The sequence below is a fragment of the Streptomyces sp. NPDC079141 genome, from assembly GCF_040686775.1.
GTDB lineage: Bacteria > Actinomycetota > Actinomycetes > Streptomycetales > Streptomycetaceae > Streptomyces.
This window is the reverse complement of the sequence record NZ_JBFBLP010000005.1, coordinates 306,919-329,161: the sequence shown is the minus strand read 5'-3', so window position 1 is coordinate 329,161 and position 22,243 is coordinate 306,919. Positions and strand designations below refer to the sequence as shown.

17 protein-coding genes are annotated in these 22,243 nt (G+C 71.1%); 8 read left to right on the top strand and 9 right to left on the bottom strand.

What is annotated here, in order from left to right:
• Positions 1–99 precede the first annotated feature (99 nt).
• The gene (locus AB0Q90_RS18185; protein ID WP_363164129.1) at positions 100–1,749 is read right to left on the bottom strand and encodes a cellulase family glycosylhydrolase; all 1,650 of its coding nucleotides are present in this window, start codon (positions 1,747–1,749) and stop codon (positions 100–102) included.
• Between the two features lie 154 nt (positions 1,750–1,903).
• Between AB0Q90_RS18185 and AB0Q90_RS18180 the strand changes: the two genes are divergently transcribed.
• Entirely contained in the window at positions 1,904–2,350 is a 447-nt protein-coding gene (locus AB0Q90_RS18180; protein WP_363164152.1) for a MarR family transcriptional regulator, read from the top strand.
• Here the strand turns inward: AB0Q90_RS18180 and AB0Q90_RS18175 are convergent.
• Both AB0Q90_RS18175 and AB0Q90_RS18170 read right to left on the bottom strand, forming a co-directional pair.
• Positions 2,340–3,530, bottom strand: a complete 1,191-nt coding sequence (locus AB0Q90_RS18175; protein WP_363164130.1) for an FAD-dependent oxidoreductase — start codon at positions 3,528–3,530, stop codon at positions 2,340–2,342. The two genes, AB0Q90_RS18180 and AB0Q90_RS18175, sit on opposite strands and share 11 nt — an antisense overlap.
• A gap of 61 nt (positions 3,531–3,591) precedes the next feature.
• Entirely contained in the window at positions 3,592–4,785 is a 1,194-nt protein-coding gene (locus tag AB0Q90_RS18170; protein WP_363164131.1) for an MFS transporter, read from the bottom strand.
• 111 nt (positions 4,786–4,896) lie between these two features.
• Here AB0Q90_RS18170 and AB0Q90_RS18165 point away from each other — a divergent pair, with 111 nt between their 5' ends.
• Genes AB0Q90_RS18165 through AB0Q90_RS18155 form a run of 3 tightly spaced genes read left to right on the top strand, consistent with a single transcriptional unit; the run spans position 4,897 to position 7,325 of the window.
• A complete protein-coding gene (locus AB0Q90_RS18165; RefSeq protein WP_363164132.1) occupies positions 4,897–5,886 on the top strand; it encodes an ArsR family transcriptional regulator in 990 nt (329 codons plus the stop codon).
• 10 nt (positions 5,887–5,896) lie between these two features.
• Complete coding sequence (locus tag AB0Q90_RS18160; RefSeq protein WP_363164133.1) at positions 5,897–6,403, top strand: glutathione peroxidase; 507 nt, start codon at positions 5,897–5,899, stop codon at positions 6,401–6,403.
• Between the two features lie 55 nt (positions 6,404–6,458).
• Positions 6,459–7,325, top strand: coding sequence for a MerR family transcriptional regulator (locus AB0Q90_RS18155; RefSeq protein WP_363164134.1), 867 nt, complete (start codon positions 6,459–6,461; stop codon positions 7,323–7,325).
• Positions 7,326–7,582: 257 nt separating this feature from the next.
• Here the strand turns inward: AB0Q90_RS18155 and AB0Q90_RS18150 are convergent, their stop codons facing one another.
• From AB0Q90_RS18150 to AB0Q90_RS18140, 3 genes are all read right to left on the bottom strand, one after another.
• Positions 7,583–7,789, bottom strand: coding sequence for a DUF397 domain-containing protein (locus AB0Q90_RS18150; RefSeq protein WP_363164135.1), 207 nt, complete (start codon positions 7,787–7,789; stop codon positions 7,583–7,585).
• Positions 7,790–8,019: 230 nt separating this feature from the next.
• Entirely contained in the window at positions 8,020–8,877 is an 858-nt protein-coding gene (locus tag AB0Q90_RS18145; protein WP_363164136.1) for a helix-turn-helix transcriptional regulator, read from the bottom strand.
• Positions 8,878–9,193: 316 nt separating this feature from the next.
• A complete protein-coding gene (locus tag AB0Q90_RS18140; protein WP_363164137.1) occupies positions 9,194–9,949 on the bottom strand; it encodes a GPP34 family phosphoprotein in 756 nt (251 codons plus the stop codon).
• Positions 9,950–10,164: 215 nt separating this feature from the next.
• Here AB0Q90_RS18140 and AB0Q90_RS18135 point away from each other — a divergent pair, with 215 nt between their 5' ends.
• Together AB0Q90_RS18135 and AB0Q90_RS18130 are read left to right on the top strand one after the other, a co-directional pair.
• Positions 10,165–12,396, top strand: a complete 2,232-nt coding sequence (locus tag AB0Q90_RS18135) for a D-alanyl-D-alanine carboxypeptidase (protein WP_363164138.1) — start codon at positions 10,165–10,167, stop codon at positions 12,394–12,396.
• Between the two features lie 196 nt (positions 12,397–12,592).
• Positions 12,593–14,449: an MFS transporter gene (locus AB0Q90_RS18130; protein ID WP_363164139.1), complete on the top strand. Its 1,857-nt coding sequence runs from the start codon at positions 12,593–12,595 to the stop codon at positions 14,447–14,449.
• A gap of 16 nt (positions 14,450–14,465) precedes the next feature.
• Here AB0Q90_RS18130 and AB0Q90_RS18125 read toward each other — a convergent pair whose 3' ends face one another.
• Entirely contained in the window at positions 14,466–15,305 is an 840-nt protein-coding gene (locus AB0Q90_RS18125) for a hypothetical protein (protein WP_363164140.1), read from the bottom strand.
• Positions 15,306–15,381: 76 nt separating this feature from the next.
• Here AB0Q90_RS18125 and AB0Q90_RS18120 point away from each other — a divergent pair, with 76 nt between their 5' ends.
• The gene (locus tag AB0Q90_RS18120; RefSeq protein WP_363164141.1) at positions 15,382–16,170 is read left to right on the top strand and encodes an SDR family oxidoreductase; all 789 of its coding nucleotides are present in this window, start codon (positions 15,382–15,384) and stop codon (positions 16,168–16,170) included.
• Positions 16,171–16,320: 150 nt separating this feature from the next.
• Positions 16,321–17,862, top strand: a complete 1,542-nt coding sequence (locus AB0Q90_RS18115) for a sodium:solute symporter family protein (RefSeq protein WP_363164142.1) — start codon at positions 16,321–16,323, stop codon at positions 17,860–17,862.
• A 120-nt stretch (positions 17,863–17,982) separates the two neighbouring features.
• Here AB0Q90_RS18115 and AB0Q90_RS18110 read toward each other — a convergent pair whose 3' ends face one another.
• Both AB0Q90_RS18110 and AB0Q90_RS18105 read right to left on the bottom strand, forming a co-directional pair.
• Positions 17,983–19,098, bottom strand: coding sequence for an ADP-ribosylglycohydrolase family protein (locus AB0Q90_RS18110; RefSeq protein WP_363164143.1), 1,116 nt, complete (start codon positions 19,096–19,098; stop codon positions 17,983–17,985).
• 569 nt (positions 19,099–19,667) lie between these two features.
• Positions 19,668–22,187: a tetratricopeptide repeat protein gene (locus AB0Q90_RS18105; protein ID WP_363164144.1), complete on the bottom strand. Its 2,520-nt coding sequence runs from the start codon at positions 22,185–22,187 to the stop codon at positions 19,668–19,670.
• Between the last annotated feature and the right edge of the window lie 56 nt (positions 22,188–22,243).

The following is a 22,243-nucleotide window of genomic DNA, read 5'->3' as shown; positions in this document are numbered from 1 at the left end:
GACGATGATGCCGGGAGCGGGAGTTGGCCGAGAAGGGTGGTTTTGGCCCGGCCCGGCGGCCGCGCCTGTGGGCACAATCGCCGGGCCGGGTGCGGGAGTTCAGGACGTGGTGCAGGTCGCGCCGTTCAGGGTGAAGGTCGTCGGGGAGGCGTTCGTCGTGCCCTTGGTGCCGGTGAAGCCGACCGTGACCGAGCCCGCCGCGGGGATCGTGCTCGTCCAGGACGCGGAGGCGACCGAGACCGCGCTGCCGTTCTGGGTCGGGGTGCCGCCCCACATGTTCGTGATCGTCTGGTCGTTGGGGAAGGTGAAGGCCAGGGTCCAGCCGTTGATCGCCGTCGTGCCCGTGTTGCGGATGGTCAGTTCGCCCTGGAAGCCGCCCGGCCATTCGTTGGTCACGCGGTAGCCGACCGCGCAGGTGCCGGCGGGCGTGTTCTGGGTGGTGACGTTCACCGTCGCCGAGCGCGGCGAACGGTTGCCGGCCGCGTCACGGGCGTAGACCGCGAAGGTGTACGACGTGTTCGCCGTGAGGCCGGTGACGTTCGCGGTGGTCGTCGTGGAGGAGGCCGCCACCGTCTCCGTACCGCCGCTCACCCGCACCACGTCGTACGCCGTCACGCCAACGTTGTCAGTGGCCGCCGGCCAGGTCAGGGTGGCCGAGGTGGCCGTCACCGTGGCGGCGGTCGGGGTTCCCGGGGCCGTCGGGGCCTGGGTGTCGTTGCCCGTGCCGCCGAAGATCGTGGCTTCCTTGGAGGTCTGGGCGATGCCGTTGGCGCCGTGGAAGATGCGCTGCCCCCAGGAGCTGAGCTGATTCGGGTCGAAGCCGATGGCCAGGTCGAGGACGGGGTCGGTGTTGCCGCTCCAGGACCAGGCCAGATAGCCGAGGTCGAGTTGCTCGGCGGTGGCCATCATCGTGTCCTCGTCCGGGTCGCCCCACTGGTCGGCGGGGCCGCCGAACTCGCCGATGAGAATGGGGAGTTCGGCTGTCACGAAGGCGTTCAGGTAGTCGGTGATCTCCGCCGCCGTGTCGAAGACGCTGTACATGTGGATCGAGAAGATCAGGTTGCCGGTGGTGTCGGCGTCGTAGACCGCCTGGGCGTTGGCGCGCATGACGCCCTGCCAGTCCTGGCCCCAGTTGGGCGCGTCCACCATGATCGTGTGCTCCAGGCCCGCGGCCCGCAGCTTCTTGATCGCGGCGATCGTCGGGTCGGTCCAGCCGGCCGGGTCGGTGTTGCCCCAGGGCTCGTTGCCGATGTTGACGACGACGTAGTTCTCCTGGCCGGCCAGGACGTCCTTCAGGCTTATCCAGTAGTCGGCCGCCGAGTCGAGCGTGGCGGCCGCGGCCTCCTCGCCGTAGCCGGTGGTGTCGTGCACCTCCAGGACGCAGATCAGGCGGTTGGCCTTGCAGTTGGCGATGACGGCGGCCACGTCCTCGGCGCTGTTCCTGGTCCAGCGGTGGCCGTTGGAGAGGACGACGCGCACGCTGTTGGCGCCGAGCGCCTTGATGTCGGCCAGCGACTGCGTCTGGTTGGCGTACCAGGTGTGGGCGTGGTTCACGCCGCGCATCACGAAGTCGTTGCCGTTGGCTTCGAGGAGGCGGCCGTTGCTGATGTGCAGGCCGGTGGCCCGGGTGCCGGGTTCTTCGGCCGCGTGCGCGGGGAGCGTGCCCAGGACCAGCAGGCCGAGGAGCGTGGCCAGCAGTGCCGCGAGCAGCGCGATCGGGGGGCTCTTTCTCGTGCGTTCTCTTCTCACTGCGACTCCAGAAGGTGAGCGCGGGAAACGTGAGCACCAGCAGGAACATGGGAGCGCTCCCATGAACCCACTCAGGCAGGGACACGTCAAGACGTCGCGCAGGCTTCCGTGCGCTCGGTACTCTGGCCGAATGGGCGAAGCCGCAGGTGGGCAGATGGGGGTCGTCACCGCGTTGGTGCGGTCGGCGTTCCTGGTGAATGCCGTGTATGCCGAGTCGGGCCGGGAGTTCGGGATCACTCCGCAGCAGGGGCAGCTGCTGTGCGTGCTGATGCCCCAGCCGTACGGGATGAGCGAGCTCGGCGCGATGCTCGGGCTGGCCAAGTCCAGCCTGACCGGGCTGGTGGACCGGACCGCGCAGCGCGGGCTGGTGCGACGCGAGGCCGATCCGCGGGACGGGCGGGCCGTGCGCGTCGGACTGACCGAGGAGGGCGCCGCACTCGCCAAGGAGTTCTACGCGGCGACCTGCCGGCGGGTAGAACTGCTCCCCGCCGGTCTCGGCGCCGACGAGCGCGACCGGCTCGCCGCCCTGCTGGCCCGCGTCGTGGACGACAACGAGGTGCCGGTGGTGTTCAGCGAGCCGGACGACGTCGTCACGCCTTAGCGGCGGAGGCGTCCGAGCCGTCGGGAGCATCGGAAGCGTCCGAGCCGTCGGAAGCGCCGGACGTCCCGAACAGCTCCTCGAACCGCCCCGTGAACAGGTCCGCGCCCTTGTACTGCGCCACCACCTGCGCCGGCACCACGGCCGGTACGGCGGGGTCGTCCTCGGAGGGGAACTGGCCGACACCGCGCTCCGGGCCCAGCGGGAGCAGCACGGACGGGACCGGGGCGGGGCGGTAGACGGACTCCGGGGTCTCCCCGCGCAGTTGGGCGGTGATGTTGGCGGCCACGACCTGCGCGTGCTGCATCGCGTAGCCGGCCATCTTCGCCTCGGCCACGTCGGTGATGTCGCCGAGGGCGTAGACATGGCCGTAGTCGTCCACGGTGAGGCTGTCGGTGACGCGGACCCGGCCCCGGGCGTCACGGGTGGTCAGGCGTCCGTCGGAGAGGTAGTCGCCGTTCGTGCGCACCCCGTGGGCGCGGAACCAGATGTCCGCCGTGACCGCGTCGCCGGACGTGGTGGCCGCCGTGAACGTCTTCGCCCGCCCCGGCTCGGCCGGCGGCTCCTCGGCGAGGGCGGTGGACAGCCGCAACTCGATGCCGAGCTCCTCCAGTTGGCGGAGCAGGTCCGCGCGGAGGGACGGGTCGAAGCCGGGCAGCAGTTCCGGTGCCGGGTCGACGATCACGACCGACTTGCCGGGCCACACGTGCTTGATCTCACCGGCCAGCTCCAGGCCGACCGGCCCCGCTCCCGTCACCAGCACCCGCTCGGCGCCCGCGAGTTCCTCGTGCGTCTCGCGCAGTCGGGCCAGGGCCTCGGCGGCCTCGTCCACGTCCGCCTTGGCGGGGAAGGGGTAGCCGGAGCCGGTGGCGAGGACCAGGTAGTCGGCCTCGATCCGGCGGCCGTCGGACAGGGTCACGCCGGCCGGGTCCACGGAGGCCACCCGCTGCCGTACGACCGAACCCCGGTCGAGCAGGCGGTCGTAGGAGAAGAAGACGTTCGGTGCCCAGTCCGGGCGTACCAGCGCCCGGAGTGATCCGGCCGCGTGCTCGAAGGCGTCCTTGGGTTCGACGAGGACGACGTCGGCCTCGGCGTCCAGCGCCTTGGCGGCCGCGGAGCCACCGTATCCGCCGCCGACGATCACGACGGTACGGCCGGTCGCTGCTGTTGTTTCCACTGCCATGACGGGTCAACTCCCCCTGTTGCCACGGACCCCGAGTGGGTCGTTCGTGTCACGAACTTTATTAGTTCGCGGTACGAACTTCAACCCCCTTCTCCCGGACCCCACCCGTCCGCAGCCCCGGCGCCAGGCACGCCGTCACCGCCAGCGACGCTCCGGCCATCACCGTCATCGCCGTTGCGGGAGAGGTCAGTTGGGCCACGGAGCCCGCCAGCGTGGCGCTCACGCCCTGCAGCGTGAGCATTCCGGCGGAATGCAACCCCAGGGCGTGGCCGCTCAGTTCGTCCGGGGTCAGTTCCATCAGGCGCTCCTGCTGGACCAGGCTCGCGCCGAAGCCGACGGAGGCGAGGGCCACGGCGGCCGCGGCCACCGGAACCGCCGGGTTCAGGAAGAACAGGAGATACGGCGCCGCCAGCAGGCAGAGCAGCGGCACCCCGAGCCGCGGGCGCCGCGCGGGCCGGACCAGACGGCCGATCGTCACGTCGCCGGCGAGCATGCCGAGGGCGGCGCAGGCGAACAGGGTGCCCGCGGCGTCGGGGGCGTAGGAGACGTAGAGCGACTCGCAGCCCACGACCAGGCCGTTGGGGATCCACAGGGCCAGGTAGACGGTCCTGCGAGGGCGGGAGGACCACAGCAGGGCGTTGGTGCGCCAGGTCGCGGCGACGGACGGGCGACCCGAGGCGCGCGGGGCGCGGGGGGTGAGGCCGAGGCGGACCACGGCCGCCGCCAGGGCGTACAGCAGCGCCGCCAGCAGCAGGCAGAGCCGGGGGGACAGGACCGCGACCAGCACCCCGCCCATCCCGTACCCGGCGATCTGCATGATGCCGCTCATCATGTTGAAGACCGAACGCCCCGGCAGATAGCCGTCCTTGGCGAGGATCTCGTTCAGCAGGCCCCAGCGGACTCCCCCGCCGAGCGAGGCGATGAGCCCCTGGGCGAGCAGGACGGCGAAGACGGCCCCGATCGGCAGGCCGGGGACGGCCAGGAGGGCCGTCGTCGCCGCGAAGGCCAGCGAGATGCCGGCCAGGGTCGTTCTCGGGGGCAGCCGGTCGGCGCCCGACAGGAAGAGGGACGCCCCCAGCACCTGGGCCAGCGAGGGCCCGAACATGCTCACCGCCGACAGCAGCGGTGAGTCCGTCGCCCGGTACACCAGGGTGGCGAGCGCCAGGCCACCGACCGTGTGGGCCGCGATGTGGGCCGAGGAGGAGAAGAACAGAGGGGTGAACTCGGGGGTGCGGAAGAGGAGTCGGTAGCGCATGAGCGGAGTCTCGGGCGGTCGCCGAAGGGGTGGTTAATGTTTCGCGCTGTCGCGAAAGTTCGCTGACGGTCGCTAAAGGTGGCTGAAGGTCGCGAAAGGCGGGGACGGGTCATGGGCTGGTGGCAGATCAACGCGGACACGCTCGCGCGCAGCCGGTTCGTGCTCTCCCCGCTCGCCGAGACCTTCGCGTGCCTGAAGCTGCTGCACACGGGCGTGGGCGGGCATCCCGGGGAACGGGACTGGCTGCGCGCCCACCTGCCCGGCTACCGGGCCCTGCTGGCCGCCGACCCCGTGACCGCGCTGCTGGTGCGCGCCGGACTCGGGCGGGACTGGATCGCCGACTTCCTCACGCCCACACCGCGCGACGGGGAGTCCTTCGAGACGGGCCTCGCCCGGGTGCGCGCCGCCCGGCCCGAGGACGCCCGCGCCCACCTCCGCGTCTCCCTCGCCGGCCCGCTCCCCGCCCAGCTGGAACGGGACGACCTGCCCGAGCGGGCGGCCGCGCTCCTCCAGTACGTCTGGCAGGAGACCGTACGACCGGACTGGGAGCGCCGCCGACGGGTCCTGGAGGCGGACGTGGTCGCCCGGACCGTACAGGTGAGCCGGAACGGCTGGGCGGCGGTGCTGGACTCGCTGCGGCCGGGGACCCAGTGGCTCGGGGAGAGCCGCTTCCAGGTCAATCTCCACGAGTACCCGCCCCGGGAGATCTCGGGCGCCGAGCTGGTGTTCGTGCCGGTGACACCGAAGTCCGGCTGGGTGTCGTGGGAGGGACGGGAACGGTACGCCGTCGTCTACCCGTGTGCCGGTGTGCTCGCCGAGGAGGGCCGGCGGCCCGTACCGGCCGGACTCGGAGCACTGGTCGGCGGCGCGCGGGCCGGGGTGCTGATGCTGCTGGGCTCGCCCCTGACCACGACCCAGCTGACGGCCCTGACCGGGCAGGGCCTCGGCTCGGTGGGGCGGCATCTGCGGGTGCTGCTCGACGCGGGACTGGTGGAGCGGCGGCGGGCGGGGCGGGCGGTGCTGTACTCGCGGACGGCGGCGGGGGATGTGCTGGCGGAGGCGGCGGGAGGGGGATCCGGGGCCGGCATCTGCCGGAGCTAGGCTCCGGTGCATGACTGCTGACACGAACGCGTCCCCCCTCGACGTCGAGATCGGCGCCCTTCAGGGCGGTTCCGCGAACCTCTCCCAGTACGCCGGCCAGGTGGTCCTCGTCGTGAACGTGGCCTCCAAGTGCGGCCTGACCCCGCAGTACACGGGCCTGGAGAAGCTGCACGAGCAGTACGCCGAGCGCGGCTTCACCGTGCTGGGCGTGCCCTGCAACCAGTTCCTCGGGCAGGAGCCGGGCAGCGCCGAGGAGATCGCCGAGTTCTGCTCCGCGACGTACGGGGTGAGCTTCCCGATGACGGAGAAGGTCGAGGTGAACGGTACCGGGCGGCACGACCTCTACGAGCGGCTGGTCCCCTTCGCCGACGCCGAGGGGCACAGCGGGGACATCCGCTGGAACTTCGAGAAGTTCCTGATCGGGCGGGACGGGCAGGTCGTCGCCCGGTTCTCGCCGCAGACCGAGCCGGAGGCGGACGAGGTCGTCGCGGCCATCACCGGCCGGCTCGCCGGTTGACCTTGCCCCTGGGGCAGGGCCGAGCGTCCTTGTCACCGGGCGGACCGTCCGCTCGGTGACGGAGGATGCTGAGGTGGACGAAGAGCTGCTCACCATCGGTGCGTTCGCCGCGCGCTCGCGCCTTTCGGCCAAGGCCCTGCGGTTGTACGACCGGCTCGGGCTGCTGGCACCCGCGTATGTCGACGAGGCCAGCGGATACCGCTACTACCGCGCCGAACAGGCCGCACAGGCCCGGCTCGTGGCCCTGCTGCGCCAGCTCGACATGCCTCTCGCGCGGATCGCCGAGGTGGTGGCGGCGGGCGGTGCCGAGGGCGCCGATCTGCTCGCCGCGTACTGGGCGGACGTGGAGACGCGGGTGGCGGCGCAGCGAACGCTTGCCGAGTACCTCCGTGGACGGCTGTCCGGGAGGAATACCGAGATGTACGAGAAGTTCGTGGTGGAGACAGTGGAGGTGCCGGCGCAGGTCGTCGTCACCGAGAAGCGGCACACGCTGGCGGACGAGCTGCCGGCGTGGATCGGGGCGTCGCTCGGACGGCTGGAGGCGGCGGCCCGGGAGTGCGGGGGCGTGGTGGGGGCGCCGTTCGTGGTCTACCACTCCGAGGTGTCCATGGAGAGCGACGGGCCCGCGGAGTCCTGTGTGCCGGTGGCGGACGAGGCGGCGGCCCGGGCGTGGGCCGAGGCGCGGGGGCGGACCTGGGAGACGAAGGTGCGGGTGGAGCCGGCGCGGAGGCTGGCGTACACGCGGATCTCCAAGGCGCAGGTGGCCCATCCGCAGATCCTGGCCGCCTTCGAGGCGGTGGAGGCGTGGATGCGGGCGGAGGGGCTGCAGATGGCGGGCCCCTGCCGGGAGGTGTACTTCGCGGACTGGGACGCTGCGGGGCCGTCGGATCCGGTGTGCGATGTGGCGTTTCCGGTGCGGTGAGCGGGGGCGGGGGAGGGTTCACGTTGCCCGGCGCTTGGGGGGGCCGCCGGTTGTCGCCGGCGGGGGTGGGTCGCGCGGCCCGGCGCTTACGGGGTGCCGCCTGCGCCCACCCGTGCCGCCCTGGGCGGCACGCATGCCCGCAGGATCAGCGGTGACACGGCTACGTGGACACCACCGAGCCCCCTCGGCAAGGACGGCGGGCTGGTCGAGAGGGCTCTTTCTGTGGTGCTTATGGAGTTGTGGGAGGCGTCGATGCATCAGTGGAGGTCGAACGCTCCCCTGCCGACCTCGGCCACGAAGGTGTTCCACGACCGCGCCGGGAAAGTCAGCGTGGGTCCCTCCGGGACCTTCGAGTCCCGCACGGCCAGGGCCGTGAGCGGTGACCGGACCTCGACGCACGCGCCGTTGCCGGTGGAGTACGAGGACTTGGTCCACGTGTCCGTGGCGCCCTGACGAATTGCCATGTTTGCTCCGAACTACCCGTTGTTGAGTTGCTGTCGCCGTCCCGGGTGCCCCGCTGGGGACTCACGGAACGGTTCGCGCCAACCTTGTTGCTTGATGGCGTGATCGACGCTACTCGCCAACATCGGCGTACGAAGCGACTATTCACTCGACTGGATGGCATATTCCAGTGGGGTCTTCCATCCCGACCGGGAGAAGGTGTACCGTCCGCCCACTCCCGGTCGGAACGGGCTCAGCGCGCGTACTCCTTGGCGATGTCCGCGATGAACTGACGCGACTGGTCCACGTTCAGCGCCTGGGCCCGGAGATGCTCGTACATCACGCTGTACTTCTGCACGTCGTTCGGCTTCTCCAGGTAGAGGTCGCTGGTGACCCCCTCGATGTACACGACGCTGGAGTCGGCCGCGTCCGGGAACTCAAGGATCGCGTACTGGCCGTTTATCCCCGGGTGCGCCCCCATGTCGAAGGGGATCACCTGCACCGTGACGTGCGGCAGTTGGGACTGCTCGACGAGGTACTCCAGCTGGTCGCGCATGAGGGAGCGGCCGCCGACCACCCGGCGGAGCGTGGCCTCGTCCATGACGGTCCACAGCCGGAGCGGGTTCTCCTCGGTGGAGATTCGTTCCTGTCGGCGCAGCCGCACCTGAACGCGCTTCTCGATCTCGGTCGGCGCGGTCTCCGGCAGCGCCCCCGCGATGAGCGCCTCGGCGTACTGCCGGGTCTGCAGCAGACCGGGGACGACCTGGGGGTCGTAGACACGAAGGCTCGCCGCGTCCGTCTCCAGGCCGATGTACACGCTGTACGGGACATCCCCGAACGCATGCCACCAGCCCTGCTGGCGGGAGTCCTTGGCCATCTGCATCAGGGAGTCGACGATCCGGTGGTCCTCGACCTCGTACACCCCGCACAGATCGCGGACGTCGCGCTGGCTGATGCTGCGCCGGCCGTTCTCCAGGCGACTGATCTTCGACTGCGACACCAGAAGCCGCTCGGCCACCTCTTCGGCCGTCATGCCCTTGAGTTCGCGGAGTCGGCGCAGCTCCTGGCCCAGCCGGCGTCGCCTGACAGTGGGATTGACATTGGACGCCACGGGACGTGCACCTCCGGCTGCGTGCCTTCATTGACACTTTGCGTATCTGCTGTTGAGCAGACTGCCACCAAGGTGCTTACTACCGCTGGGAAACGGTGGATATGCGCTGCGTACACGCCAGTTCTGGGTTTCTGCCGGTTCTCGCCCCTACATGCGGCCGCGCGGGGTGGCGGGACCGTGTCGTCGTCCGGACACATACGGTCCCGCCACCCCGCGCGGACCAGCGGCTCCCGTACCGGGTCTTGGGGACTGCGGTGCGGCGGCTTGCGGCGGTGCGGGTGGTGCGGGTGGTGCTGTTGCCGTCGTGGGCTCCGGCTCAGTGGGCCACGACGCGCGCCATGGGTCCGCGGCGCGGTTGCATCGGAACGCCACGAGCGGGTTCCGCTGCCGCCCTGCCTCCGGCGGCCGGCTGGCGGCCCACGGGTGCGGGGCTGCGGCGCGGCTGGGCCGCCACGCCGTTCTGGACGTCCATCACGGCGTGCGCGACGAGTCCGCCCATGGGGTCGTGCCTGATCAGGTCCCGCAACCGGGATCGGGACGAGCGTCCCTCGTTACCCGGGTACAGGTGCTTGCCGAGGCCGACCGCGTGTGCCAGTGCGGCGAGCGCCGCGGTCCGCGGGTCCGGCGGTACGCCGGTGCGGATCGCGGAGTCCAGCCGTGACCTGATCTCACGGCTGATGGCGGTGTCCGTCGCCTGGTAGCGAGTCGTCGGCAGCACCCCGCACATCTGTCCCGGCACGGCGGCAACCATGCCGCACCGCTCCAGATGCGAGAGGTAGGTCTGGCGGAGCCCAAGGCGCGGCCCGCCGATCCAGTGGACAGCACGAACGGGAGCGCCACGCCTTCGCAGCAACTCCAGTGCGCAGTCCAATGTCGGATCTCCAGTCGGCCGTGGTACGACCACGGCGATACGATCCCCGTCTGGGGCTATACGTCCGGCCAGCGCCAGCTCCACTAGCTGTGCTCCGGCCAGACCGAGGTCGAGCGACTGCGGCTGTGCAGTGGTACCCGTGGCCGGGTCCAGCGCCAGCAGCAGAAGCTCCTCCGGAATAGTTCTGCGGCTCCTGCCCATCCATGCCTCCCCGCGTGGATGAATGACAGGGTGACCCCTCTCACATTGGTCTGTCGAGGGTGCGTGACCTGTTTGTAGTGGAACCAGTAGGTATGTCGTTCTCGTCTACCGGTTCGGTTTAGCCCTCACACAGGACACTGGTACATGGTTCGGACAGCGCTGCGGAGCGGTGTCCCGGGCGGCGGTTCACACGGTTCACGGTTTAGGAGGCATCGGTGGCGGGCGAGTCCCCCGACAGGTCGAAGCAGCGCGAGTCGTCGGCAGAACCGACGTCGGGGAGCGCGGGTCCGGTTCCCGAAGCCAGGACCGAAACCAACGATCCGCGCCTCGCGATGACGCGGGGCGGCGTCGATACGGCGACCAGGGTGCTGTCGGCGAAGGAACTTGCGGAGGCCCGGAAGCCGAAGACGGCGCCCGAGGAGCCGAACGCGGCGGCCGAGGAGCCGACGGAGCCCGAGGACGCCCCTGAGGAAGCCCCCAAGGACGCCCCCGAGCCCGGCAACGACCGCCTGCGCGCCGCCGTAGCGGCCTGGGTGGCCTCCGGCGACGAGAAGACCCCGAAGGGGCCCACGGCGGAGCAGGACGAGCCCGAGGCCACGGAGGAGCCCGAGGAGCAGCCGGAAGACGCCGACGAGGATGAGGAAGCGTCGGCTGAGGACGAGGGCGAGACGGCTGAGGACGGGGCTGAGACCGAGGCGGAGGCTGAGGCTGAGGCTGAGGCTGAGGCGAATACCGAGACCGAGGCGGAGGACGAGGAGCAGGCCGAGGACCAGGCCGAGCCCGAGGCCGACGCCCCCGAGGCGGACGCAGACTCGGAAGCCGAGCCCGAGGACGAAGCTCCCGAGGACGAAGCGCCCGAAGACGTCACGCCCGAGGCCGACGCGCCCGAAGACGACACCCCCGAGGCCGCCGACGGCGAGGACGCCCCACAGGGGCCACCCGCACCCGACGACGAGAGCCGCACGGGCGGTGCGGGTGGGAACGACGACAAGGCCGAAGGCGAAGCCGAGGCCGCAGTCGACCACCCCACCACCACCTTCCGCGCCGTACGCCGTCCCCCCGTCGTAGACCAGCCCACCAGCAAGTTCGTCGCCCTCAAGACAGACCTCAAGCCCGACCTCCCGGCCAAACCGCCGGAGGTAGAGCGCACCACCCAGCAGCCGCTCCCCCCCAAGCCCCCACTCGACCTGCTCGCCGAGCTGACGAACACCCCGCCGCCCCCGGACACCCCCGTCCGCACCGCGGTCCGCCGGGTCAAGATCTGGACCCCCCTGGTCCTGCTCCTCGCCATCGTGTTCGCGATCGTGCAGGCCGTACGCCCGCTCCCGACCCCCACCCTCGACCTGACCGCCAAGTCCTCGTACACCTTCGACGGCAGCGAGGTCGACATCCCGTGGCCGGCCGAGGGACAGGCCGCCCTCGACGTCCAGGGCATCGGCAGCTTCGGCTCCTCCGGCGACCAGAAGCCCGTGCCGATCGCGAGTGTCGCCAAGGTCATGACCGCGTACGTGATCCTCCGCGACCACCCGCTGAAGAGCGGCGCCGAGGGTCCGAGCATCAAGATCGACCAGGCGGCCCAGGAGCAGGCGACCGCGGAAGGCGAGTCGACCGTCCCCGTCACCGCGGGCGACTCGATCAGCCAGCGCGAGGCCCTGGAGAGCATCCTGATCGCGTCCGCGAACAATGTGGCGCGGCTGCTCGCCCGTTGGGACGCGGGTTCGGAGAAGGCGTTCGTGGAGAAGATGAACGCCGCCGCCGAGGACCTCGGCATGACCAACACGACGTACACGGACCCCTCGGGTCTGAACAACACGACGGTCAGCACGGCCGTGGACCAGATGAAGCTGGCCAAGGCGGCGATGGAGGACCCCGCCTTCCGCGAGGTGTCCGCGATGATGTCGTACGACGACTACAAGGGCCAGAACCACCCGAACTGGAACCAGCTCGTCGGCCACAACAACGTCGTCGGCATCAAGACCGGCACCACCACCTCCGCCCTCGGCAACCTCGTGTTCGCCGCGAAGCAGGAGGTCGGCGGCGAGACGCGGACCATCGTCGGTGCCGTGCTGCGCCAGCCGGACGTCGGCGGCGGCATCCTCGCCGCCGCTCTCGACTCCGGCGACAAGCTGATCCGCGCCGCTCAGGGCGCGCTGGAGTCGGCGACGCTGCTGAAGAAGGGCGAGGTCGTCGGGTACGTGGACGACGGTCTCGGCGGCCGTACCGCGGTCGTGGCCACGGAGGACGTCACGGCGGTCGGCTGGGCCGGGCTGAAGGTGGAGCTGGACTTCAAGGCCGAGGACGTACCGCACACCGCGAAGGCGGGCACCAAGGTCGGCACGCTCACCGTGGGCGACGGCGGCACGGCCGGCGCGGTGAAGGTGCCGGTGGCGCTGGAGACGGATCTCGTGGAACCGGGCTTCGCGGACAAGCTCACCCGCCTCGGCTGACCGGCCGGGTCACCGCAGCCCGCCGACGGGAACCCACCCGGGAGCCCGTCGGCGGGCTGCGTGCTAGCGTCACGAAACAGGGCAGGTCGCCGCTCACAAGGCGCGGCCGGACAACGCTCGGAGTCAGGGCCGACAACACGCGGGAAACGGGACGCGGCCAGAACAGAAGACAGCACAGCACGGGAGTGCCTCAACGGTGGCCACTGCGGAGCCGACACGCGCCGACGACGCCGATCCGGGCCCGGGAACCGGCCCGCGAATACGCGTGCCCGAGCGACCCACGGAAGAGACGGTTCGCCCTCCTGGCGAGGTCCGTCCCGCACCCCTGAAGGCCGCCGTACTCGCTCTGCGTGAGCGTCTTCTGCGGCACCCGGTCCTGTCGGTCACGGCCCTGGCCGGGGTGCTGCACATCGCATGGTTCTTCACGTTCGCCAACAGCGGCGGCGACCTCGCGGCCCAGGACGCCTGGGCCGAGTTCGTCGGCCGGCACCCGGACTCGGCGTACAACCTGGCCTGGTACGGCGGGATGCACCCGGTGTCGTACAGCGTGGTCTCGCCGTATCTGATGTCCGTGCTGGGCGTCCGTACGACGATGATGATCGCCGGGACCGTCTCCGCCGGGCTGCTCACGCTCGTCCTGATCCGCAGCCGGTCCGTCCGCAATCCTCTGTGGGCCGCGCTGGCCGGGGTGTTCGCGCTGCTGTGCAACGCCGCCTCGGGCCGGGTCACCTACGGTCTCGGCACGATGTTCGCGCTGGGCGCGGTGGCCGTCGTGTACTGCTGGCCGTACAAGTGGCGCTACAAGCGCTGGGCGAAGGCGCTGTGCGCCGCGCCGCTGGCCGCTCTCGCCACCATGGCCTCGCCGGTCGCCGGGCTGTTCGTGGGTCTGGTGGCCGTGGCGCTGTTCCTGCAGAAGCGGCGGCCGGGCGCCTGGGCGCTGGGGCTCGCGCCGACCGCGGTGGTGGCGGTGTCGGCCTGGCTGTTCCCGTTCTCGGGGACGCAGCCGATGACGGTCGCCTCGGTGCTTCTGCCGTTCGCCTCCGCGGTGCTGGTCCTCTTCCTCGTCCCCAAGGACTGGACGAGCGTCCGCCTGACCTCGGCGGTGTACGCGCTGTCGGTGCTGCTGGTGTGGCTGATCAACTCGCAGATCGGCTCGAACATCACGCGCTTGTCGATGCTGTTCGCGGGGGTGGCGCTGGTGGCGGCGCTGCCGTTCACGGTGCCGCGCTCGCGCAAGTGGTACGCGCTGGTGCTGTCGATCGTCGGGTTCAACGTGTGGATCGGTGTGAAGTCGGTCGTCGACATCGTGCACACCACCCCGGCCGCCTCCTGGGCGCGTGAGCTGGCGCCGCTGGTCAACGAGCTCCAGGAGGTCGGCGCCGAGAAGGGCCGCGTGGAGGTCGTACCGGCCCGCTCCCACCGGGAGGCCTCCGCCCTGGCGCCGTACGTCAATCTGGCCCGCGGCTGGAACCGCCAGGCCGACATGGAGCGCAACCCGCTCTTCTACGACGACACCCTCAACTCGGCGAACTATCTGGAGTGGCTCAAGCGGTGGGCCGTGCACTTCGTCGTGGTGCCGAAGGACCAGCCGGACGGGGACGGCGGCGAGCGCGAGCGGCAGCTGGTGCAGCGCGGGATGCCGTATCTGAAGCAGGTGTGGGGCGACGCGAACTGGCAGCTGTTCCAGGTGCTCGACCCGGCTCCGCTGGCCGAGCCGAACACGGTGGTGGAGCGGGCCGAGCAGGGCGAGTGGACGATGCGGGTGAGCAAGCCGGGGCGGGTGCTGATCCGGATCCCGTACTCGCCGTGGCTGAGCATCGTCGACGCCGAGGGCAAGAAGCTCGACCCGCCCAAGGAGACGGAGGCGTCCAAGGACCGTCCCGACGGGGAGCCGAAGATGTACGACAACGTCAACGGCTGTCTGACGGAGACGGAGGAGGACGCCCTCGGGGACAAGTGGACGATGCTGGTCGCCCCGAAGGCGGGGACGTACCGGCTGGCGGCGCCCTACGACCTGCCGCGGGGCACTCCGTGCCCGGACGAGCTGAAGTGAGCGCCCTGGGTGAAGGTCAGCGCAGCTGGTCGACGTACTTGTCCGTGCCCGGGACCGTGGGCACGAACGGCGCCACCAGCTCCACCCGGCCCAGACCGGACTCGGTGACCGCCTCCTCCAGGCCGGTGAAGTAGGGGTCCCAGCACTCCCTCGGGTCCGCCTCAAGGAACCACAGCAGGGTCAGCCGGGTGTCCACGCCCTCGACCTGCCGGACGTACGACATGCGGTCGAGCGGCAGGGGTGTGGGGCGGAAGACCGTCACCAGGGCGGCCGGTGAGCCCGCGAGGCGCTTGGGCAGGTGGCGGGAGCGCAGCCACTCCAGGAGTTCGGCGCGCTGCCCGGCCGACTCGGCGTCGATCACCTCCAGGACCAGGCCCGCGTACGGGTGGTCCAGGGCGTGGAAGTCCCTGGGGCCCGCCGCTCCGTCGCGGTACACGCTCGCCCCGTGGTCCTGGAACGCGGTGAAGACGTGGGTGCGGTCCTGGTAGACGCGGGCGTCGCGGTTGAGGCGCTTGTTGATGGCGACGGTCCACTTCATGTGGTCGTCGTAGCGGCCGGCCGTGATCCAGTACGTCGAGAGGTAGCAGCCCGCGGTGACCGGCCGGGCGATCGCCGACTTCTCCGGGGTGCGCAGGAGTTGCAGGTCGCGGGTGGCGACCCAGCGCCGGCCGGCGTACATCCAGGGCATGGCCATGGCGCCGGCGTAGTAGTGGTCGTCCTCGTACCAGCGGTTGTAGGCGTACTCGTGGCCGGGGTGCGGTTCGACCATGGTGATCAGGGCGTGGCCCGGTCGGACTCCGTACGGTCCTACGGCGGCCAGCTCGCCGTACGTCTCGCTGCGGGTGTCGTCGCTCATGCGGTTCCCCTTTCCTGCGGTCGCCCATACTCTGACGCTCCGTCAGATCGAGCGCCAGAGTGCGGGAGGGGTCGGGATGTCAGTGCTTGCGGGCAGGACCGTCGTCGTGTCGGGAGTCGGCGCCGGGCTCGGTCACCAGGTCGCGGCGGCGGTCGTGCGGGACGGGGGCAACGCGGTCCTCGGGGCGCGTACCGGGGCGAGCCTCGCCAAGAGTGCCGCCGGGATCGATCCGGACGGGGCGCACACCGCGTACCGGACGACGGACATCACCGACGAGGCGCAGTGCGAAGCCCTGGCGGGGCTGGCGCTGGAGCGGTTCGGGCGGATCGACGCGGTGGTGCAGGTCGCCGCGTGGGACAGCTACTTCGGCGGGCTTGAGGACGCCGACTTCGCGACCTGGCAGTCGGTGCTCGACGTGAATCTGCTGGGGACGCTGCGGATGACGCGGGCGTGCCTGCCCGGGCTGAAGGCGGGCGGCGGGGGCGCCGTCGTGTTCATCGGGACGCAGTCGGCGGTGGCGGCGCCCTCGCAGGTGCGGCAGGCGGCGTACGCGGCCTCGAAGGGGGCGCTGACCAGCGCGATGTACTCGCTGGCGCGGGAGCTCGGGCCGTACCGGATCCGGGTCAACTCCGTGCTGCCGGGCTGGATGTGGGGGCCGCCGGTGCAGGCGTACGTGCGGTTCACGGCGGCGACCGAGGGGGTGCCGGAGGAGGAGGTGCTGAGGCGGCTGGCCGGGCGGATGGCGCTGCCGGAGCTGGCGACGGACGGGGATGTGGCGGACGCGGCGGTGTTCCTGGCGTCGGACCGGGCGCGGGCGATCACGGGGCAGTCGCTGTTGGTGAACGCGGGGGAGCTGATGCGATGACCGAGCCCCCGTTCTGTTCATGTCCATGAACAGAGGTCATCGCTCCGAACGATTTTACCCTCTGTTGACCTGACGTGCGCTTGTCGTGCCCTTGCCACCGTACCCACCATGGGCGAGCCGTTCACAGGACGGAACCTGGGAAGGGAACCCATGAACAGTCTCGACTGGGCCGTGCTCATCGGCTACTTCGGCGTGATGGTGGCGATCGGCGTCTGGTCGCACAAACGCGTGGACAACGTCAGCGACTTCTTCACCGCCGGCGGAAAGATGCCGTGGTGGCTGTCCGGCATCTCCCACCACATGTCCGGCTACAGCGCGGTGATGTTCACCGGGTACGCGGGCATCGCCTACACCTACGGCGTCACGTCCTTCGTCACCTGGTCCTTCCCCATCGCGCTCGGCATCGCCATCGGATCGAAGCTGTTCGCCCCGCGCATCAACCGGCTCCGCTCACGGCTCCATGTGGCCTCCCCGCTGGAGTACCTGAAGAACCGCTACGACCTCAAGACGCAGCAGGCGCTGGCCTGGTCGGGCATGCTGCTGAAGATCGTGGACGTGGGCGCGAAGTGGGCCGCGATCGCGACGCTGCTGTCGGTGTTCACGGGGATCTCGCTGAACCAGGGGATCCTGATCACGGGATCGATCACCGCCGTGTACTGCACGATCGGCGGGCTGTGGGCGGACGCGCTGACCGAACTCGGGCAGTTCGTCATCCAGTTGCTGGCCGGGGTCGCGATGTTCGTCGCGGTGGTCGTGGAACTGGACGACAAGGGCATCGGGTTCCTCGGGGCGTGGGACGAGCCGGAGCTCCAGGGTCACGGTGAGCCGCTGGTCGGCCCGTACGGAACGGTCTTCCTCCTCGCCTTCCTCTTCATCAAGCTCTTCGAGTACAACGGCGGCATGCTCAACCAGGCCCAGCGGTACATGGCCACGGCCAGTGCACGCGAGGCGGAGCGGTCGGCGCGGCTGTCGGCGGCGCTGTGGCTGGTCTGGCCCCTGGTGCTGTTCTTCCCCATGTGGATGTCACCGCTGCTGGTCGAGTCGCAGAAGCCGGACGGCTCCGACTCCTACGGCCTCATGACCGAACAGCTCCTCCCCCACGGCCTGTTGGGCCTGGTCATCGTCGGCTTCTTCTCCCACACCATGGCGATGTGCTCCTCCGACGCCAACGCCATCGCAGCGGTGTTCACCCGCGACTGCGCGCCGGTGGTGTGGCGCAGGGCGCGGGCGTGGAGCGAGGGGCAGGGGCTGCGGGTCGCCCGGGTCACGACCGTCGTCTTCCTCGGGCTGTCCATGGCGGCAGCCACGCAGGTCAACTCCCCCGCCTTCAAGGACATCATCACGGTCGTCATCAAGTGGGTGGCCGGCCTGATGGGCCCGATGGCCATCCCGATGATGCTGGGCCTGCTGCGCCCCTTCCGCCGCTCCGGTCCGACGGCGGCGCTGACCAGCTGGTCGCTGGGGCTGCTTGCCTTCTGGCTGGTCAACTACCCGATCAACTGGAGTGTCGACGGCGGCGTCCCGCTGGAGTACCAGGTGTCGATCCCGCTGGCGGTGTCGCTGATCCTGTACATCCTGATCGGCTACCTGAAGCCGGAGGACACTCCGGAGCGGCTGGCGATCATCGAGAAGATCAATACGGACGGGGACGGGGCGGCTGCGCTGGCTGAGCCGGTGCCTACGAAGGCGTGACGGGTTCGCCGTTGGCGGTGCGGGTGCGTGGGGGGGGGGCTGGTCGCGCCCACGCGGCGGTAGCCGCAAATCAACACAGCCCCGCGCCCCAGGGGGTTGCAGCACCCCCGCCGGAACAGCTCAGCCCCGCGGATATCTCGCGAGCCAGCCCGGTGACGAGCCCGCCGGACCATGCAACGCCGGACCCTGCGTCATCTCCATGGCGAAGTCGTCGGCGAGTTCCAGGATCGTGGGACGGCCCTCCAACTCGGCCAGCCAGGCCGGCGGGAGGGCCGTTTCGCCGTGCAGGGCGCCGAGGAGGCCGCCGGTCAGGGCGCCCGTCGCACCGGAGGGGCCGTCGTGATTGACGGAAAGACACAGACCGTGCCGGACGTCCTCCCCCACCAGGGCGCAGTACACGGCGGCGGCCAGCGGCCCCTCCGCCGTCCCGTCGCCGACGAGTTCCTCGACCCGGGCCGGCGTCGGCATCCCCTGCCGTACAGCACCCAGCGCATGCTGAAGGGCGTCCGACACCGGCTCGTGCCCCGGCCGGGCGGCGAGCAGCGCAAGCGCCCGCTGGACGGCGCCGTCCAGACTCTCGCCGCAGGCCAGCGCGTGCACGATGACGGCGTAAGCGCCCGCCGAGAGGTAGCCGGTGGGATGGCCGTGGGTCTGCGCCGCGCACTCGATGGCGAGCTGGGCAACCAGCTGCGGCTCCCAGCCGACCAGCAGCCCGAAGGGCCCGGAACGAGCGGCAGCCTCGGGACCGGCCTCTCCGGGGTTCTTGGGCGCCTCCGGCGTACCCATGGTCTCGTCGCCGAGGCCGAGCAGAAGCGAGCGGGCGGGATCGCGGCGGGCGTACAGCCACTCCTCGCGGGCCAGCCAGCCGTCGTCCTTACGACGCTCGTCGGGCCCCCAGTCGCGCTGGGTGGCGGCCCACCGCAGGTACGCCCGGTGCAGATCGGTGGGCGGATGCCAGGCACCGGTGTCCCGGCGGACCTGGGCGCGTATGAGCCCGTCGACGGTGAAGAGGGCGAGCTGGGTGAGGTGAGTGACGGCGCCACGACGCCCGTACCCGAGCCCGAGATCAACGAGCCCTTCAGCGCCGTACGCCTCCCGGATCTCCTCAAGGCTCATCGCATCGACGGGCGCGCCGAGCGCATCCCCGACGGCCCCGCCGAGCATCGTGCCGCGCACCCGGCTACGGAAGTCCTGCTGTTCGGAACGGCCCCAGACGGCGCCGGCTGTCGCACCCACCAAGACCTCCCCGTGCCACCGCCCGTACGTACGACAGCTCAGCACTGTAATCGACCAGGAACGGGCGGTTCAGGGGCGGAAGGGTATGCGGGGTGTGCGGTATGTGGTCGGAAGTGATCCGGAGTGTTCGGGTTTCACCCGTACCAAGTGACGTTGCCGACGTAGACGCACTCATGGCGCGGTACCGCGAGGTCTGGCGGCCTGCGGGAAGCGGAGAAGGGTGCACCGGAGGATGAGCAGAGCCGGGCGGGTATACCAGGCAGATGCCCCCGAGGGCACCTCGTCTGTCACACCAGCCCCACCAGCACACCCGCCGAAGCTAATTGGCACATTTGGGCCAGGGCAGGCCCAGAAAAGCCCAGGTCAGCGAGTGGCACTGCCTCCAACCGTGGCCCAAATCGGCCAATTACCCCTGCCAGGGGGCTGGTGTGACTCATGGAGCGCGCGAGGCAAGCACGGCCCCGGCCCGCCGCCACTCGGCGCGGGCGCGCCCCACCCACCGGCCGCCCGCCGCTAAGCAGGCCCGGCGTGCCGCGACCCCGCCGGCAATCAGAAGGACAGCCGGCCCTTCATGAAGCCCCGTCCGTCGACAAGCGGGCGGCTGTTTCCTCGTCGGTGGTGGCCTTTTCGGGGGCGCCCAGGGCGCGGTGGACGGCGGCTCGTTGGAGTAGGGCCCAGGTGTAGGTCGGGCTGTCGGTCAGGACGGCGTCCAGGTCCGCCAGGGCCTCCCTGTGGCGGCCGAGGGCGGCCAGTGTGGCGCCTCGGCTGGCGCGGGCCGATGTGTAGGCGGGGGCCAGGGTCAGGGCGCGGTCGAGGTCTGTCAGAGACTCCTCGGCGCGGCCGGCCGCCCTCAGTGCGTCGCCGCGCTCGCACAGGCCCCATGCCCAGTCGGGATCCACCGTCAAGGCGCGGTCCAGGTCGGCCAGTTGGCGTTCGGGGTCGCCGAGGGCGCGCCAGACTCGGGCGCGGCGGGCCAGGGCCCAGGCGTAGTCCGGGTTCAGTTCCAGGGCCCGGTCGAGGTCGGGGAGGGCCGTGTCGGGGTCGCCCTGTCTCAGACGTGTCGCGCCCCGGGAGGCCCAGGCGAAGTCGAGTGACGGGTCGAGGGTGAGGGATCGGTCCAGGTCACGGAGGGCCTCGGTGTCCCAGCCCCGGATGCGGTGGTACTCGCCTCGCACGGCCCACCACAGGGCGTTGTCCGGGGCGATTTCCAGCGCCTTGCCCAGGTCGGCGACCGCGCCGTCGTAGTCGCCCAGTTCGGCCCGCACCGTGGACCGGCCGCGGTGGGCCCGGGCCAGCCCGGGGTCGAGGGCGAGGGCTCGGCCGTACTCGGCCAGGGCCTCCTGATGCGCGCCGGCGTCCCGCAGCGCGCTGCCCATCACCGTCCTGGCCCGGGCCTGCTCGGCGAGGTCGAGTGACGTGCCGCGCAGGAGGTGGCCCAACGCCTCCGGTACGCCGCCGTCGGCGAGCGCCCCGGTCAGCTCGCTCCCCCATCGGGCCACCTCGGCCACCCCGCCGTCCCGCCCCGCGTCCTCCACCGTCCGCGCCCAGGTCACGGCGGCCGTGTCCCCCAGGTCGCAGGCTGCGACGAAGTCCCGCAGCGCTCCCGGCAGCGCGTCCCGCTCGCCCGCGCACAGCAGGTGGTAGGTCTCCGCCAGCCGCAGCTCCCGCCACCGCTCGTCGGGCCAGAGCCCGTCGGTCTCCGTCTGCGCGCGCCAACTCGGGAACACTCCCGCCAGCCGCTGTTCGTCGTCGGACCACAGCCTCGCGTCGCCCCGGCCGGCCTCCGCCTCCGCCCGCCACGCCCCGAACACCCCGGCCAGCCGTCGTTGTTCCTCCGCCCACCCCCTGGGCGACCGCTTCCGTTGCAACCGCAGCATCGGTGCCCGTACGACATCGTGATACCGCAGGTGATCGCTCCGCTCGCTGACGAACGGCAGGCTCCTCAGCCACTCGTACAGCGTGTCGTCCGTCTCGCCCCGCACGACCGCGCGGAACACGTCCGCGTCCAGTTTCCTCGGCAGCGCGCACGCCAGTGCCGCCGCCCTGCGCGCCGGGTCCTGCACCCACTTCAGGAAGCGTTCGACGGCCGTGGCGCTGGGGTCTCCCACGTCGTCCGGGTCGGCCGGGCGCTGTTCGGCCAGGGTGGAGACGAGGACCGGCAGTCCGCCCGTCAGGCGCAGTACCTCTTCCACCACGGGCGCCGCGAGCACCCCCTTGTCCGCCAGCAGTCCCCGCGCCTCCGCCTCCGTGAACGGGCCGAGCGGCACGTCGGTCATGAAGTCGGCGAAGGCGCCCCAGCGGGCGGTGTCGAAGGGGAGCTGACCGGCGGTGACCACGACGACCGTGGCGGGCAGGGCGCCGTGCCGGTCGGTCGTCATCACCTCGTGCAGCCAGCCGTCGAGGAACGGCCCTGTCCGCTCGTACGTGTCGAAGAACAGGACGATCCACGGCGCCGCGGTCGCCGCCTCCGCCAGCTCGCCGAGCAGCACCGGCGTCAGCACCCGCTCCGGCGACAGCAGGAGCTGTACGTCCTCGGAGTTGCGCAGGCGGGCGCTGATGCCCGCCCTCAAACGGTCTACTCCCTGGGCGAGTTGAGCCGGGTCCAAAGCGCCGGCGACCGCACCCACCCCGGGCATCAGGCCCAGCCCCGCCAGTCCCGCCCGGGCCATCGCCACGCTGCCCGTCGACGGTTCCTCCGGCCCGGGGTCCAGGGCCAGGACGGCCGCCTCCGCCTCGTAGCGGCGCTCCCGGTGGTCAGCGAGAACGCGGTTCAGTTCCTTGAACCTGTGGCCCTGGGCGCCGAACTGGCGGCTGATCGCCGTCATCGCCTCCGGGATGCTTCCGGCGCCCTCGTCGACGTAGGCGGTGAGCGCGCCCTTCTCACGGGCGAGCTGTTCCAACTCCCGTACCAGGAAGGTCTTTCCGACGCCCGCGTTGCCGTGCACGTGGAAGAGGAAGCGATGGCGTTCGTCCTCCGGCGCGAGATCGAAGTTGCGCCGGAACGCGGCCCGCTCGTCGTTGCGGCCCACGAATCCGGCCCGTCTGCGCTGCCGGATCAGCTCCTGCATCGTCGGCCGTGTCGGCCTCATCCCGTTTCACTCCCGCGGTCGGTCCACCAGGAGTCTGCTTTCTGGCTCAATCGATC